15 protein-coding genes are annotated in these 16398 nt (G+C 54.9%); 9 read left to right on the top strand and 6 right to left on the bottom strand.

Going from position 1 to position 16398, the window contains the following annotated elements; genetic code table 11:
* The first annotated feature begins 25 nt into the window (after window positions 1–25).
* A complete protein-coding gene (locus tag ACOOGA_RS09425; protein ID WP_417462638.1) occupies window positions 26–4840 on the top strand; it encodes an NAD-glutamate dehydrogenase in 4815 nt (1604 codons plus the stop codon).
* Between the two features lie 30 nt (window positions 4841–4870).
* Window positions 4871–5527 carry a hypothetical protein gene (locus ACOOGA_RS09420; RefSeq protein ID WP_417462639.1) on the top strand — a complete coding sequence of 219 codons (657 nt, stop codon included), beginning with the start codon at window positions 4871–4873 and terminating at the stop codon, window positions 5525–5527.
* A gap of 146 nt (window positions 5528–5673) precedes the next feature.
* Here the strand turns inward: ACOOGA_RS09420 and ACOOGA_RS09415 are convergent, their stop codons facing one another.
* The 4 genes from ACOOGA_RS09415 to ACOOGA_RS09400 form a co-directional block, all read right to left on the bottom strand.
* Window positions 5674–6504 carry a pirin family protein gene (locus tag ACOOGA_RS09415; RefSeq protein WP_417462640.1) on the bottom strand — a complete coding sequence of 277 codons (831 nt, stop codon included), beginning with the start codon at window positions 6502–6504 and terminating at the stop codon, window positions 5674–5676.
* A gap of 16 nt (window positions 6505–6520) precedes the next feature.
* Window positions 6521–7495, bottom strand: a complete 975-nt coding sequence (locus tag ACOOGA_RS09410; RefSeq protein WP_417462641.1) for a glutathione S-transferase family protein — start codon at window positions 7493–7495, stop codon at window positions 6521–6523.
* 108 nt (window positions 7496–7603) lie between these two features.
* Complete coding sequence (locus ACOOGA_RS09405) at window positions 7604–8509, bottom strand: LysR family transcriptional regulator (RefSeq protein ID WP_417462642.1); 906 nt, start codon at window positions 8507–8509, stop codon at window positions 7604–7606.
* A gap of 132 nt (window positions 8510–8641) precedes the next feature.
* Window positions 8642–9325, bottom strand: coding sequence for a helix-turn-helix domain-containing protein (locus tag ACOOGA_RS09400; protein ID WP_417462643.1), 684 nt, complete (start codon window positions 9323–9325; stop codon window positions 8642–8644).
* Between the two features lie 204 nt (window positions 9326–9529).
* Here ACOOGA_RS09400 and ACOOGA_RS09395 point away from each other — a divergent pair, with 204 nt between their 5' ends.
* The 5 genes from ACOOGA_RS09395 (at window position 9530) to ACOOGA_RS09375 (ending at window position 12076) form a co-directional block, all read left to right on the top strand.
* Entirely contained in the window at window positions 9530–9949 is a 420-nt protein-coding gene (locus ACOOGA_RS09395; protein ID WP_417462644.1) for a hypothetical protein, read from the top strand.
* 186 nt (window positions 9950–10135) lie between these two features.
* On the top strand, window positions 10136–10702 hold the full coding sequence (locus ACOOGA_RS09390; RefSeq protein WP_417462645.1) for an RNA polymerase sigma factor: 567 nt from the start codon (window positions 10136–10138) through the stop codon (window positions 10700–10702).
* Window positions 10695–11051: a hypothetical protein gene (locus ACOOGA_RS09385; RefSeq protein WP_417462646.1), complete on the top strand. Its 357-nt coding sequence runs from the start codon at window positions 10695–10697 to the stop codon at window positions 11049–11051. The genes ACOOGA_RS09390 and ACOOGA_RS09385 overlap by 8 nt, the downstream gene beginning before the upstream one ends.
* 13 nt (window positions 11052–11064) lie before the next feature.
* Complete coding sequence (locus tag ACOOGA_RS09380; RefSeq protein ID WP_417462647.1) at window positions 11065–11454, top strand: hypothetical protein; 390 nt, start codon at window positions 11065–11067, stop codon at window positions 11452–11454.
* An 82-nt stretch (window positions 11455–11536) separates the two neighbouring features.
* Window positions 11537–12076: a YMGG-like glycine zipper-containing protein gene (locus tag ACOOGA_RS09375; protein WP_417462648.1), complete on the top strand. Its 540-nt coding sequence runs from the start codon at window positions 11537–11539 to the stop codon at window positions 12074–12076.
* 98 nt (window positions 12077–12174) lie between these two features.
* On the opposite strand, the gene infC is transcribed toward ACOOGA_RS09375, so the two are convergent.
* Together infC and thrS are read right to left on the bottom strand one after the other, a co-directional pair.
* On the bottom strand, window positions 12175–12711 hold the full coding sequence (infC, locus tag ACOOGA_RS09370) for a translation initiation factor IF-3 (RefSeq protein ID WP_417462801.1): 537 nt from the start codon (window positions 12709–12711) through the stop codon (window positions 12175–12177).
* A 135-nt stretch (window positions 12712–12846) separates the two neighbouring features.
* Window positions 12847–14832: a threonine--tRNA ligase gene (thrS, locus tag ACOOGA_RS09365; protein ID WP_417462649.1), complete on the bottom strand. Its 1986-nt coding sequence runs from the start codon at window positions 14830–14832 to the stop codon at window positions 12847–12849.
* A gap of 160 nt (window positions 14833–14992) precedes the next feature.
* Here thrS and ACOOGA_RS09360 point away from each other — a divergent pair, with 160 nt between their 5' ends.
* Together ACOOGA_RS09360 and nth are read left to right on the top strand one after the other, a co-directional pair.
* Window positions 14993–15745, top strand: a complete 753-nt coding sequence (locus ACOOGA_RS09360; protein ID WP_417462650.1) for an alpha/beta hydrolase — start codon at window positions 14993–14995, stop codon at window positions 15743–15745.
* A complete protein-coding gene (gene nth / locus ACOOGA_RS09355; RefSeq protein ID WP_417462651.1) occupies window positions 15745–16398 on the top strand; it encodes an endonuclease III in 654 nt (217 codons plus the stop codon). The genes ACOOGA_RS09360 and nth overlap by 1 nt, the downstream gene beginning before the upstream one ends.

Here is a 16398-nt window from a genome sequence, read left to right as displayed (position 1 = left end):
ATCAGGTTGTGAAGGGACCAAAACAGTGACCAGTGACGAGCAGTATAAGCAGATCATGGCGGCGATTAGCCGTTTCGCGATAGAGGCGATGTCAGGTGAAGATTTCGAGGCGTTTGACAAGTTTCTGGGCCAGTTTTATGCGCAAGGTCCCGACGATCTTATGGCGGGTGATCCGGAGACGCTGTTTGCGGTTGCCCGCAGCATGTGGCAGATGGCGGAAACTCGCCCTGTTGGCAAACCGCTGATCAAGATACTGAACCCACGTGGTGGGAAATCCGGTTGGTCTACAAAGCATACAGTTATCCAGATCGTTAATGACGACATGCCGTTTCTGGTCGACTCGATCACCGGCTGTCTGGCCGTCACGCTGCATTCCCGTATCCATATGATGCACCACCCTATCCTTACCCAGAACCGTGACGATAAAGGCAAGCGGGTCACCGGTGATAAGGGGACTGAGACAACCGAATCCTACATGTTCATCGAGATTGATGCGCAGTCTGACAAGGAGGTGCTCAAGGAAATCGAAGAGACACTCGCTGTCACGCTTGCTGATGTACGCGCCGCTGTGGGTGATTGGAAAGCCATGCTGGCGAAGATTGACGAAACTGTTGCTTCGCTCACGGTCAACCCGCCGCCCATTGATCAGGAAGAGGTGGACGAAACCATCCGGTTGCTGCGCTGGCTTGGCGCAGACCATTTTACCTTCCTCGGATTCCGTGAATACCGCTTTGAAGGCGACCCATCCAAATTTGACTTCAATCGTGTTGAAGGGTCTGGTCTTGGTATCCTCCGCGACCCGTCACGAAATGTGCTGCGTGACAAGGAAGGGCTGACCCCGATGTCGCCGGAAATCAGGCACTTCCTCTCCGCGCCCGATCCGTTGATCATCACCAAAGCTAACGTGAAATCCATGGTGCACCGCCAGTCGCACATGGACTATGTGGGTGTGAAAATCTTTGACGCGAATGGTGTTGCCGTAGGCGAACGCCGCTTTGTTGGTCTCTTCACATCACTTTCCTATCGCAAGTTTGCAACCGATGTGCCGATCATCCGCGGCAAGGTCGCAAATATCATGCAGCGTTCCCAGTTTGCACCGCGGTCATACGCCGCCAAAGCGCTCGCTCATATTCTGGAAGCCTTCCCGCGGGATGAGCTGTTCCAGGTGGGTGAGGACTGGTTGTTTGATACATCACTCGGTATTCTGCAGTTGACAGAGCGCCCTCGCCCTCGGGCTTTTGTGCGCGCAGACCGGTTTGAGCGTTTTGTTTCTGCCATGGTGTATGTGCCGCGTGACAACTACCACTCAGGCCTCAGGCAAGCGGTCGCCGATATTCTCTGCAAGTCCTATAATGGTGAAGTGTCGGTTTATTATGCGAACCTGACGGAAGAAGCGCTGGCGCGCTGGCATTTCATTATCCGCACCTTCCCCGGCAAAGTGCATAATCCGGACGTTGAAGATATCAACCGTGCGATTGCAGAAGCCGCGCAAGGCTGGGTGGATCGGCTGCACGCTGAGCTTATCTCCCATCACGGCGAGGAGCGCGGCGGCGCCTTGCACCACCGGTACAAGAGCCGCTTCACAGTGGCCTACCGGGAAGCTTTCACGCCAGCACAGGCCGCCTATGACGTGCAGAAGCTGGAGGATGTTGCTGGTCAGGATGATGTGCGGGTTGATTTCTACCATCACCGTGAAGATGGCGATAATCGTTTCCGCCTCAAAATCTACCACGGCACCCAGCTGATCGCGCTGACGAACTGCATGCCGATCCTTGAGAACATGGGTTTCAAGGTGCTGTCGGAGCATTCCTATGAAGTTGAGGGTGTGACCACCAGTTATATCCATGATTTTTCGCTGGACCGGCCGGAAGGTACGCCTTTTGCGGTTGAGCGCCTGAAGCCGCTTATTGAAGAACTGTTTGTCAAGGTATGGCACAGCAAGGTGGAAAATGACGGCTTTAACGAACTGGTGATCACATCTGCCATGAGCTGGCAGGAAATCTTGATCCTGCGGGCGTACGGCAAATACCTGCGTCAGCTCGGTATGGGGTATACGCCAGATTATATCGCCGACAGCATGGTTGATAACGCCCAGATATCCGCCCAGCTTGTGGCGCTTTTCAAGGTGCAATTCGACCCGGCCTATGAAACCACAAACCGCGATACCATGGCGAATAATATTGTCACCGATATCCGCAGTCTGATGGATGCGGTGAACAGCCTTGATCATGACCGTATCATGCGCGCCTATAGGAATGTTATTCGCGCAACCATTCGTACAAACTTCTACCAACCCGGTGTGATTGACGGGGTTGATGAGCGCGCCCTCGCGTTCAAGATTCGCTCCCGCGAAGTGGACGAAATGCCGCTGCCTAAACCGTTTGCCGAGATCTGGGTTTACAACCCGCGCGTTGAAGGTGTGCACTTGCGCGGTGGGCCCGTGGCGCGCGGCGGCCTTCGCTGGTCTGACCGGCGTGAGGATTTCCGCACCGAAGTGCTTGGTCTCGTGAAAGCACAGCAGGTGAAAAATGCGGTGATTGTGCCTCAGGGCGCAAAAGGTGGCTTTTATCCAAAACAGCTACCCCCCATGAGCGACCGGGAAGCCTTCATGGCTGAAGGTATCGCGGCTTACCGCACGTTTATCTCCAGCCTTTTGTCGGTCACGGATAACCTTGTGGGCAACAAGGTAAAACCGCCGAAGGATGTGGTGCGCCGCGATGGTGACGACCCTTACCTGGTTGTGGCGGCAGACAAAGGCACCGCAACATTCTCTGATATTTCAAACGGCATTTCTGTAGACCAGAAGTTCTGGCTTGGTGACGCCTTCGCAAGCGGCGGCTCCAACGGTTATGACCACAAGAAGATGGGCATTACCGCGAAAGGTGGCTGGGTCAGCGTTCAGCGCCACTTCCGCGAGATGGGCATCAACGTCCAGAAGGACGAATTTACCGTTATCGGTGTGGGTGATATGTCAGGCGACGTGTTTGGTAATGGCATGCTGCTCTCAAAGACCATTCGCCTGAAAGCCGCCTTCAACCACATGCATATCTTTATCGACCCTAACCCGGGCGACACCAAAGCTGCATGGAAAGAGCGCAAACGCATGTTTGATATGCCGCGCTCAAGCTGGGAAGATTATGACAAGAAGCTGATTTCAAAAGGCGGCGGTATCTTCGCGCGCTCCTCGAAATCAATTTCACTCACGCCTGAGATCAAAGAATGGCTGAAGGTTGAAGCGGACGCGATGACGCCGACCGACCTCATTCATATGATCATGAAAGCGGAAGCGGATCTCCTGTGGTTTGGCGGTATCGGTACCTACGTACGGGCAACAGCAGAGAGCAACGCACAAGTTGGTGACCGCGCGAATGACGGCCTCAGGGTCACAGCGTCTGAGCTTAAGGTGAAGGTTATCGGTGAAGGCGGCAACCTTGGCATGACGCAGAAGTCACGGATCGAATTTGGCCGCCGTGGTGGCCGCCTGAACACCGACTTTATCGACAACTCCGCCGGTGTGGATTGCTCCGATAAAGAAGTGAACATCAAGATTTTGCTTACGGGTGCGATCGCGAACAAAAACCTCAAGGCCGAAGATCGTGACGCGCTGCTCGCTGAGATGACCGACGAGGTTTCCGAGATCGTTCTGTCGGACAATTATCTGCAAACACAGGCGATCTCGCTCGCGGAAGCGAATGCGGTACGGTCACGCGAATATCACCTTGGCCTGATGCGCGCGCTTGAACGTGATGGCGGGCTGAACCGCGAGATTGAATACCTGCCGACTGACGAGGGTTTTGCCGAGTTGGCGGCGAATGAGCAGGGTCTTTCCCGGCCCGAGATCGCAACGCTGATGGCCTATGCCAAAATGTCGCTTCTGGACATCTTGGTTAAAAGTAAGTTGATCGAGGACCCTGTGCTCAGGCCTGAGCTCGAGTGGGGCTTCCCGAGCGTGCTGCGCAAGCGGTTTGCGGACGACCTTTCAAACCACCGTCTGAAACGCGAGATTATCGCAACGGTACTGGCGAACGAGGTGGTGAACTGGGCGGGCCTGACCTTTGTTTATGAAGTGAAGGAAGAAACCGGCCTTGGCGTGGAAGACATTGTCGCGGCCTTCGTGATCGTGCGGGCTGTTTTTGGCCTGCAGGACCAGTGGGAAGCCATCAACGATCTTGATTATAAGGTTCCGGCCACTGTGCAATATGACATGCACCAGTCAGTTTCCGATTCCATGAAGCAGCAGGTGATGTGGGTCTTGAGAAACCTGCCGCGGCCATTTGATGTCAGTGGGTTGGTGGAACGTTTCTCTGACCCCGTGAAAAAGCTCTTTGGTATCAAGCAGGAAATCCTGTCTGAACCGGCGCAGGAAGCTTTTGTTAGCCGCCGCGATGCGCTCAAGAAAGCCGGTGTTGGCCACGATCTGGCGACATTTGTATCTGCCTTTGAAGTGCTTGCGTCCGGCCCGGATATCATTGAAGTGGCGGAGAAAGCTGATAAACGCGTGGATTATGTGGCGGCGGTGCATTTCGCGCTTGGTGATAGGCTCGGCTTTGACTGGCTGCGTCAGCGCGCAGACCGTATCCAGCCGGAAAACCACTGGGATGTGCTGTCTGTTCGGTCTGAGCTTGAAGACCTTGCCGACCAGCAGCGTGCGCTGGTTGAGAAGGTCTGTCTTGAAGCGGGCGAACGTACCGCGCGTCAAGCGACCAAAGACTGGGCGTCTTCCCAAGCTACGCGCATCATTCGCGCAGAACGGCTGATTGAGGACCTGAGTTCATCTGGCGGCCTGACAGTAGCAAAGCTTAGCTTCGCAACACGGCACTTGCGGTCAATCCTGCGCTAAAGGACCACACCAGGAGGAGGGGGCTCCAAAATGGCTTCTGAGCCAGAAACAAATAACAATGAAGCGCCTGCCCAGAAGCGCGGGCGCTTCTCCAAGGATACGCTTAATCTGGTTGTTGCTGTGTGTGCGGTGTTAATATCCGCCGCCAGCTTTGTTGCGACATACTTGCAATCGGACGCTGCCTACAGGCAGGTAAAAGCCGAGACATGGCCCTATCTGCAGCTCAGTTCCAGCAATTACGACGTTCAAAGCGACTCCAAGGTTATTTCTCTTAACCTTGAAAATGCTGGTGTTGGCCCGGCGGCGGTGAAAAGCTTCACGCTCTTTTACGATAATCAACCCGTGGAGACGGTTTGGCACCTGATGCTCGCGTGCTGTGCCGACAAGGGCACGGACAGGATGACGTTTGTGCAGTCCTATATCGATGGCTCGCCTGATGCGCCCATTATCACGTCGGGGGTTTCGGGGCAGATCATGCCAAGTGGGAACGGCGCCAGCCTTTTCATTGTGCCGCGAGATGCTTCGAATGCGGACCTTTGGGACGTGTTTGATAAAGCCCGGCACAAGCTTAGAGGCAAGGCTTGTTACTGCTCGCTACTTGGGGAGTGTTATCAGACAGACTTCCGGTCGGACCCGGTTGAAGTGAAAGTTTGCCCAGCCAATCCTCATAAGGACTATAACGGTTAAAAGGGCTCGCAGCTAAGCAGTCTCAATAGTTTGCGAGGAACCCCGAGCCTTCGCGAGGAATAGGGGGAGGAAAAGGCCCGGGGCGGAAGCTCCCAAAATTGGGGTTCAAGAGCTTCGTTAAGAGTTTCAGGGGAAACACACCTCTGTTACGACGCGTCGAGGAAGCGCCCTTTGTTCCAATCGTCAATTGTCGCAAGAATTTCTTCTCGTGTGTTCATCACAAACGGACCATAGCGTGCCACAGGCTCCCGCGTTGGCGCGCCTGCTACCATAAGAAACTGCGCACCGGGTTTGCCTTTAACTGTGACTTGATCACCGTCTGTCAGCACAGCGAGGGTGCGTGTCGGCACAGGTTGGCCGCCGACCACCAGCCCACCTTTGATGCCGTAGACGAACGCCGTATGGCCCATTACCACTGGTAGCGTCGCTTTCTCCGCTGTGAGTGTAATGTCAGCAAAGAAGGGTTTGACGGCGATATCACGTACGGGCCCGGTTTCACCCAGCAGCTCACCTGCAACCAATTGCGCCTCAAAGCCGGTCCCGTTCACAGTCGGGATCGTGGCTTTTGTCACATCCTGATAGCGGGGCGGAATCATCTTTTTGTCAGACGGCAGGTTCACCCAGAGCTGGAAACCATGCACATCCTCATCTGACGCTACTGGCATTTCAGAGTGAATGATGCCGCGCCCGGCTGTCATCCACTGCGCATCACCGGGGCCGATAACTCCTTTGTTGCCGACACGGTCGCCGTGTTCCATGCGGCCAGACAGCATATAGGTCACTGTCTCAAACCCGCGATGCGGGTGCTCAGGGAAGCCTGCGCCTTTTGCATCTTTCGGCAACACCATTTCATCAAGCAACAGGAAGGGATCAAGCACAGAGAAATCCGGCCGGCCGATGGTACGGTGCACGGTGACACCCTGTCCTTCAGGTGTGGCCACGGCCTGATACAGGCGTTCAACTTTACGATCTGTCATTTTCTTTCTCCTGCGCTCAGAGCCAATCACGGCCATGTGGCGCATCAAAATCCACCACGGGGCCGGCCGGGATAATGCCGGTTGGGTTGATCGTCTTGTGGCTTTTGTAATAGTGCGTTTTGATGTGGGTCATATCCACCGTCTCTTTCACACCGGGCAGCTGATATATTTCGCGCAAATAAGCGCTCAGCTCCGGATAGTCAGCGATGCGGCGAATGTTGCATTTGAAATGCCCCACATATACGGGGTCAAACCGTACAAGCGTGGTGAACAGCCGAATGTCTGCCTCGGTGATAGTGTCACCGGCGAGATAGCGGTTTTCCGCCAACCGTTCTTCAAGCCAGTCAAGCGTTTCAAAAAGCGGCACAACAGCTTCTTCATAAGCGCTTTGCGTGGTAGCAAAGCCCGCTTTATACACACCGTTATTGACCGTGTGATAAACACGCTCGTTAATCTCATCGATCTCGGCACGCAATAGTTCAGGGTAATAATCCCCTTCTTTTGCGCCAAGGCCATCAAACGCGCTGTTTAGCATGCGGATGATATCGGCGCTTTCATTTGAGACGATAGTGCCGGTTTTTTTGTCCCAAAGCACAGGCACGGTTACCCGGCCGGTATAGTCGGCTTTGGCGCGAGTGTAGATATCACGCAAAAAACGTGCACCGAACAGGGGGTCACCCGTGCTGCCATCGTCTTTATCGAAGGTCCAGCCGTCCTCAAGCATGCTCATGCCAACTACGGAGACACTGATCATATCTTCGAGGCCTTTGAGCGCGCGCATTGTAAGAGTGCGGTGCGCCCATGGGCAGGCGAGTGATACATAAAGATGATAGCGTCCGGCTTCAGCCTTGAAGCCTTGGTTGCCGGACGAGCCAGCCTCTCCTGACGCTGTGATCCAGCTACGGAAAGCAGAGTCTTCGCGCTTGAAGCGCCCGTCGTCTTTTGTATCGTATCCCTTGTCGTGCCATTTGCCGTCGATGAGCAAACCCATGTTCGCCTCCTTCATTCATTGTCATGAACTCTAAATAAGGATTATGGCGGTACTCAGTAGGGCGGGAAAAACGAAGGCGGTGTTGTTTAAAAACGAACGCGGCGGGACTTAAAGGTTGCAGGCGTTGCAGTCTTGGCCAAACCATTCAGCCAGATGGTCAATGAGCGCGCGTACTTTCATCGGCAGCAGGCGCCGCTCAGGATAGAGGGCATAGAGCATGGTAGCTGAACGCGGGAAGTCTGCCAGCATCTCAACAAGGCGGCCGCTTTCCAGCCCTTCATGCACATAAAAACGCGGCAGATTGGCAATAGCCAGTCCGGCAAGCGCGGCTTCGAGCTGCATCTGGCCAGAGTTGCTTGTGATACGCCCTTTGATGCGTACACCTTCGCCTGAGGCACCGCTACCAAAACGCCAATGTTTGGCAGCCTCGACGTTTGAATAAAACACGCAGGCATGGTCACGCAGGTCTTCCGGCTTTTTGGGTTCTCCATACTCAGCAATATAACCCGGGCTGGCCACAAGGTGGCTGCGCATAGTGGCAAGCTTGCGGGCAATCAGGCTGGTGTCATCCAGCTCGCGAGTGATGCGCAGGCCGAGGTCATACCCGCCACCAATAATATCCACACGTTCATCCGTGAGGTTCATTTCAAACTTCAGGTCAGGGTGCTTTGCGATAAATTCCATCAAGGGCGCACCGAGAAACAGGTCTGCAAAACTGCGGGGCGCTGTAATGCGCAGCGTGCCCACAAGGTTATCATCCGTGCACTTTACCGCCTGTGCCGCATCTTCAAGGTCATCGAGAATGCGAAGGCTGCGCTCATAAAAAAGCATGCCTTGGTCGGTCGGAGCTACGCCTTTTGTGGTGCGGGCCAGCAGCCTGACGCCCAAGTCGTCTTCCAGCATCTGTATACGGCGGGAAGCCACGGATTTGGTGATATGAAGCGCCTTTGCGGCGGCTGTCAGGTTACCCGTTTCAACGGCGCGGCAGAAGGTGCGAATGGCAGATAAATCCATGATAGGCTCCGTTGTGGTCAGGCGAACAGTGATGCTGTGATTCTGCTTCAGTGTCGCGAACGGTGCAACAAAAAACCGGCCCCGAGATAAAACAATCAGGGGCCGGTTTAAACTGATGACAATGCGTCCGGTCTATCGCCAGCGGCGGCTGATGTAAAAGCATGCCAGCCCGCCACAAAGGAACATGATCCCGAAGGCATAATGCCAGCTTATAGCGGAGGGATGGTTGGCTTTGACGCTGTCAAACAGCGTGTATTTCCGGTATCCGCCCTCTACTGGTTCAATGAAGCTGTTGCCTTTGTTCTCGCTCAAGGTTTTGAACGCATAATCCACCCTGTCGCTCAGGCTGCGGTTCTCACTGTCCGGTCCGCCAACGGACAGGAACTCGAAAATCATGGGCGATTCGCCCTGCTGGATCACACCTTCCGAGCGGTAGGAATATTCCATATGCCTACCATCGGGGATCGAATAGGCGAGGCCGAACATGCCGCCGCCGAGCATGATCATGATAAGGCCCGCAATAAGCCAGGCGCGCACAAACCGGCTTTCCTTGTTCTGGCGGGTAAGGATCACCCGGCGCACATCCTTGATCTCGCGGAGCTTATCCAGCTCCGCTGCGAACACAGACCGGCACAGGTCTTCCACATCGATGGAATAGGCGGCAATAAGCCGCGTGAATATATCTTCCGAAGGGTAGGACTTCCCGGTTTCCAGCTTGGAAAGGTAGGATTGTTCAATATCGGCCCTCGCTGCGGCCTCGGGCTGGGTCAGGCCAGCTTTTTCTCGTGTCTGTCGTAGATAATCACCAAACTTCATGCTGGTCTCCTTTGGGTGTTTTTGCACCGCGTATTTCGTTGAAAACACAACACATTCTTTGGAAGTCATGCTCGGAATGCCAGATGAATATAGCGGAATATTACGCCTATAGTGGAATATTGTTCGTTAGTGGGAATGATGCCGGTCGATGTGGCGTCTAAAGGGGAACAGTAAACATGAACACGACGGAGAAATATTTTGTTTGTGAGTTTTCGAGCCCTTTTGTGTGTGGTTGTCATAGTTGTTACAGGGCATGGTGCTCAGGCCTGGGCTCAGCAGCGTTTAGATGCTGCGACCCTTGAAGCGCTAACGGAACGCGCGGAGGAGAATAAAGTTCGACTTGGCCTCACAGCCGAACAGGAGGAAAAGGTCACACCGATTCTGGAGGCAAGCAGGGAGAAGCAGCTTGGAATTCTTGAGAAACACGGTTTTGGTAAAGGGGTAAAACCCAAGCTTTCACTCAGGGAAAAACTAAGTCTTGCCAGAGAAATGAAAGCTGTTCGGGCTGATACCGAAGCCGCCCTTTCACGCCACCTCAGCAGGGAGCAGATGAAAACATATAAAACCATTCAGGACGAGCGGCGAGCGCGCATGAAAAAATTCATGAAATCTCGTGACTCCTGAAAGTTTTTCTCTGGACGAGCTTTGTACCATTTGGCCCAATGAGTGGAATGTGTGGGCGTTGTTGGAAGGATCAGGGGTATTTGGGGCGCCGAGTCTTTGCGTCTTGTCCCATCGGGCCTCGACCAGCAAGTATAACCGCGCAGCTGATATATCAGCGACGTGAAAGGCGGGGTTTTGGCGAACGCCATGGCGAAGACAGGCATGGGTACACATAGTGATGAAATGCTGGTGGCAAGGGTGCTTGGTGGCGACACTGAGGCATTCCGTACGCTGGTTGAACACTACGAAACCACTGTTGCCGGGGTTGTGTTTGGCATGGTGGGGCCGGGTGCAGATGCGGATGACATCGGGCAAGAGGTGATGATGAAATTATACGCAGCGCTTGGTGGGTTCAGAGGTGAGGCAAGCCTCAAGACTTTTGTCACCCGGATAGCGATCAACCATTGCCTCGACCACCTCAAGAAACGAAAGAGGTTTTTCCGCCGCTTCAGGGCGCTTGACTACGAGATGGACCATGCCCTTGTCGGTCCGGTCGATAGCGGCAAGCAAGCGGAAGAGAGACAAGCGATTGCCCGTGCATTGATGAACCTGCCCGTGCCTTTTCGCAGTGTGATTGTGCTGCGACTCATAGAGGGTCACTCCACATCTGAAACGGCAGCAATCCTTGGTATGCCTGAGGGCACGATACTTTCAAGACTGGCGCGCGCTAAAAAACAAATGGCCGCGCAACTGGAGGACTATAAGCATGGTTGAGAAACTCAAACTGATGACCGAAGCAGAGAAGGCGGACGACCGGCTTGTCCATATGCTGGAGACCCACATACCTAAGCGCTTTGAGTCCGGCTTTGTCGATCGTGTGCTGAACCGTCTCGATAAAGGGGAGGAGCCAGCGCCCGGCATGGTGGACGGTATGATCGAGATTGCAGGCACGATGTCTATGATGTTTCGCCGTCTCGCTGTGCCAGCGATGGCAGTTTGTCTGTTACTTGCCGTTCATAATATCACGATGGCAAAAAATAGTGCCTTCGGTCCGCCAGACGACTTAATCGACGCTGTTTTTGCGCTTGTACCAGCAAGCGCGGATGCAGCCCTTTCACTCTGAGGGTATGAGCAACATGAAAGCAAAAAAACCGATCCTGAAAGTGGCTGCCATGCTGACTGCCACGCTGCTCGTGGGGATGTTTTTGGGGGCTGCGATACTTGGCGCTGTGATCCGGGACAGGCTGGAGGTACTGCGTGACATGCGAACGGCGGATGGTTTTGTAAGCCATGTCAGTCGCCTCATTGGTCCTGTGGAAGCGGACCAAGAGACAGAGGTGAATGCGATCCTGCTTGCCACAGGGCGTGAGGTTGAAAGCCTCGTCGGCTATCAGAAACAAGAGTTTATGATCTTGATCGACAGCATGGAGCGTGAGTTGTCCGGCCGGCTGACCGAAGACCAGATGACACGGTGGTATAAGGCACGCGAGAGAATCCGTGTCCGGCTGCAGAACATACGGGAGTAGACGGTTTTTCGGTTCTGTGTGGAATGAAACCATCTGGCTGGTCGTCTAATGGGTCAGGAATATAACCAGAAGGGCAATAGTCATGACAGCAACCACACGAACCGCCATCATTGGCCGCATTGCAGGCCCACTTGCGATACTGGGCCTTGCACTCTCCGCAATCCCGGCGGCGGCCGGGACGTCGGCACCAGCGAAACGGGAGATCTACATCTATCCGAAAGCTGGCCAGGATACGGCCCAACAGGACCGTGATCGCTATGAGTGCCATAGCTGGGCAGTAGGCCAAACCGGCTTTGATCCCAGCCGCGCGGGGCTGAGCGTTCCTGTACCTCCACAAGATACCAAGGAACGCGGTAGCTCGGTGCGCGGTGCCGTGGGAGGTGCTGCCCTGGGTACTGCGGTTGGGGCGATCACGGGCAGTAGCATTGGGAAGTCCGCACTCATTGGTGCGGGGGCGGGGTTTCTCGGTTCCACACTGAAGAACCGCCGGGCAAAGCGTAAAGCCGAGAAGGCCTATGAAGCCGACCTTGCGTTCAGTCAGCGTTATCTATCTCATGAAGTCGCGGACTATGACCGCGCGATGGGCGCTTGCCTCGAAGGTCGGGACTATACAGTCAAATAGATATTTCTAGGGCCGCAAACCGCTAGCTTTTCTGGCCAACAAAAAACCGCCCCAAAATGAGGCGGTTGTTCGCTGGCATCACCCATTGTCAGGTATGCTTATTTTGGTGAGATCACCATGATCATCTGGCGGCCTTCCATCTTGGGGCGCGCTTCGATCTTGGCTTCTTCTTCCATCTCACCTGCAACCTTGTGAAGAACTTCCATGCCCAGCTCCTGGTGTGCCATTTCACGGCCACGGAAGCGGATGGTTACCTTCACCTTGTCACCTTTTTCGATGAACTGGTGAATCTTCTTCATTTTGGTCTGGTAGTCATGAACATCAATGCCCGGACGCATCTTGATCTCTTTGACTTCCTGAGTTTTCTGGTTTTTGCGGGCAGCATTAGCTTTCTTCTGCTGCTCGTATTTGAACTTGCCGTAATCGAGAACCTTGCATACGGGCGGTTCCGCGTTTGGCGAGATCTCGACGAGATCAAGGCCTGAGTCTGCCGCGATATTCATCGCTTCAGCCGTTGTCACGACACCGTGGTTTTCACCATTAGCTCCGATCAGCCGGACTTCTCTTACCCTGATCTGATCGTTAACGCGCGGCCCTTCCTGTTTGGGTGGGGTCGCAAATTGCCCTCTACGTATGGTCGGTTCTCCTGTCGAAGTTAAGTGGCGGGCCACACATGTAGCCCGCCTTGCACTTGTACTATAGCTTGTAACGTGCGCTGTGCAAAGCCTTGAAAAGCGCGGGCTTTGGCAGACTGTTACAGATTAGCCACATTAGTTGCCAGTTGGCATCTCTGATTCAGCGGCGAGTGCGCTTGCTGCTTCCTCAAACGGCATCACTTTATTCTCGTTTGAGCCAAGGCGCCGCATGGACACTTTGCCCTCTTCCGCTTCGCGCATGCCCACAACCAAAATCACCGGTACTTTGGCGTGGCTATGTTCACGGACTTTATAGTTGATCTTCTCATTCCTGAGGTCCGTTTTCACCCGCATGCCAAGGGCTTCAAGCTTGTCTGCAACGCTTTGCGCATAACTATCCGCCTCAGAGGTGATCGGCGCGACGACAATTTGGGTTGGTGCAAGCCAAAGCGGCATCTTGCCGGCATAATGCTCGATCATGATGCCAATAAAACGCTCGAGCGTGCCAAGGATGGCGCGGTGCAGCATCACCGGGCGGTGCTTAACGCCGTCTTCGCCCACGTAGCTCGCGTCCAGTCGTTCCGGCAGCACAAAGTCAGTTTGCAGCGTACCACACTGCCAGGTGCGACCAATGGCGTCCGAGAGGTGGAACTCAAGTTTTGGCCCATAGAACGCGCCTTCACCGGGGGCGTATTCAAACTCAAGCTCCGCAGCCCTAAGCGCAGCTTCAAGGGCGCCTTCGGCCTTGTCCCAAATCTCATCGGTGCCAGCGCGCATCTCAGGGCGCGTGGCCAGCTTAACCTTGAAGTCAGGGAAGCCAAGATCGCGGTAAACGCTGGCAAGCAGCGCACAGAAAGCGACACTTTCTTCCGTTACCTGATCTTCCCGGCAGAAGATGTGGGCGTCGTCCTGTGTCATCTGGCGCACGCGCATCAAGCCGTGCAGCGCGCCGTGCGCTTCGTTGCGGTGACAGCAGCCAAATTCGGCAAAACGGATCGGCAGGTCACGGTAGGACTTGATGCCTTGCTTAAAAATCTGCACGTGTGCCGGGCAGTTCATGGGCTTCAACGCCATCAGCTTGGCATCGCCTGACAGAACCGGCGCATCTTCTTCTGTGCTCGGGATCTCATCCGGCACCACGAACATATTTTCACGGAACTTGGACCAGTGGCCCGACTGTTCCCAGAACTTGCTGTCGAGAAGCTGAGGAGTTTTTACTTCGCGGTAACCAGCACCTTGCAGCCTGCCACGGATGTATTTTTCCATCTGCAGCCAGATGGTGTAACCCTGCGGGTGCCAGAAAACGCTACCCTGTGCTTCTTCCTGCAGGTGGAACAGGTCCATCTCGCGGCCCAGCTTACGGTGGTCGCGTTTTGCTGCTTCCTCGAGGCGAAGAAGATAGGCTTTCAGTTCTTTCTTGTCGGTCCAGCAGGTACCGTATATGCGCGTCAGCATCTCGTTTTTGCTGTCACCGCGCCAATAAGCGCCCGCAACCTTCATCAATTTGAAAGCGTCGCCCAGCTTGCCCGTTGAAGGCAGGTGTGGCCCACGGCACAGGTCAAGCCAGTTGCCTTGCCGGTAAATGGTGACAGCTTCGCCCGCCGGGATCGCCTCAATCAGCTCTGCTTTATAATGCTCACCGATCTTCTTAAAGTAAGCGACAGCTTCATCACGGTCCCATACCTCGCGGATGATTTCCTCATCACGCTTCACGATCTCGTGCATGCGCTTTTCAATCACCTCTAGGTCTTCTTCTGTGAACGGCTTGTCGCGCGCGAAATCATAGAAGAAGCCGTCTTCAATAACCGGGCCGATGGTAACCTGCGTGCCGGGGAACAGTTCCTGTACGGCTTCGGCCATGATGTGCGCAGCGTCGTGGCGCATCAGCTCAAGCCCGTCATCGTCACGTTTGGTGATGATGGAAACGTCCGAATCCGCTTCAATTTCACGGCCTAGATCCCACAGCTCGCCATTCACTTTGATGGCAAGCGCAGCCTTGAGGAGACCGGGTCCAATGTCGGCGGCGAGGGTGGTGCCGGTCACCGGGCCATCAAACGTGCGCACGCTGCCATCTGGCAGGCGCAGGTTGACCGGGTTTTTGACACTCTCGTTCTCGTTCATTGGTCTGGTTTCCTCAAAATAGAAAATATGGAATTCGCGAGTTAACTATCCCCTGCGTGGAAGTCAAGCAATGCCTTGGTTTTTCTATCGTTGAGCCTTAAAAAGACCCCTGCTAGGGTCACTCACAAGTCACATAGATCTGGCACCGGGGAATTTGAGTATGACAGAATCATCCTTCATGGAAACCGAGCACGGTACAAAAATCGCCTATCACCGCACCAATGGCGCGGGGCCGGGCGTGGTGTTTCTTGGCGGTTTTATGAGCGATATGGAAGGCTCAAAGGCGTTGGCGCTGGAGGAACAGGCGCGGCGCGAAGGCCACGCGTTCGTGCGGTTTGATTATCAGGGGCACGGGCAATCATCCGGCGAATTTGCGGATGGCACCATCGGCCTTTGGCTCAAGGATGCGCTTGCGGTGATCGACCGGCTGACGACAGGCCCCCAAATCCTTGTTGGCAGTTCCATGGGAGGCTGGATCGCGCTTCTGGCCGCAAAAGCACGGCGCGCGCGGGTGAAGGCGCTCGTGGGCCTCGCTGCAGCACCTGATTTCACGCTCTGGCATTGGGACGCGCTGACGGAGGTTGAGCGCAACACCATCCTCACCGAAGGCCGTTTGTTGGTGCCCAGTGATTATGGCCCAGACCCTTATGTTTTCACCCGTGACCTGTTTGAAGACGGTTGGCGGAACCGCGTGAACCACGGCCCTATCCACCTTGATATCCCTGTGCGCCTCATTCAGGGCACCGCCGACCCTGACGTGCCGTGGCAGACGGCCATGCGCATCGCAGATAACATCACCGGCGAGGACGTTGAGGTCGTCCTTGTGCCGGGCGGGGATCACCGCCTTTCGCGTGATGTGGACCTTGCCCGTCTTGTGCGGGTGGTGGCTAACCTTGCGGAAGGGCTCAGGTAATGGCGGGAAAATATTCAAAATTGAATCGCGCACAGATTTTTGAGTTTTTCGCGCGTCTCGCGGAAGACAACCCAAACCCCGAAGGCGAGCTTGACTATGTGAATGAGTTCACGCTTTTGGTGGCTGTGGTGCTGTCGGCCCAAGCGACCGATGTGGGGGTGAACAAGGCCACGAAGAACCTGTGGCCGGTGGCCGACACGCCTGAGAAGATGCTTGCGCTAGGTGTTGATGGGCTGAAATCCCACATCAAAACCATTGGGCTCTATAACGCCAAGGCCGAGAATGTTATCAAGCTCTGCCGTGACCTGATTGAAAAACACGGCTCCAAAGTGCCGGAAACACGGGAAGAGCTGCAGGCTCTGGCGGGCGTGGGCCGCAAAACCGCAAATGTGGTTCTGAATATTGCGTTTGGCCAACCAACCTGTGCCGTGGATACGCATATTTTCCGGGTATCAAACCGCACCGGCCTCGCGCCCGGCAAGAATGTGGACCGTGTGGAAGACGCGCTGATGAAAGTGATCCCCGAGCCGTTTCAGTTGCATGCGCATCACTGGCTTATCCTGCTCGGGCGCTATATCTGCAAGGCGCGCAAGCCAGACTGCGCCAAGTGCAAGCTCACCGATATCTGCCTCTTCAAGGAAAAGACGATATAA

The organism is Kordiimonas sp. (genome assembly GCF_965216265.1).
Lineage (GTDB): Bacteria > Pseudomonadota > Alphaproteobacteria > Sphingomonadales > Kordiimonadaceae > Kordiimonas.
Note: the sequence above shows the minus strand (reverse complement) of the source record. Positions and strands in the feature narration are given on the sequence as shown.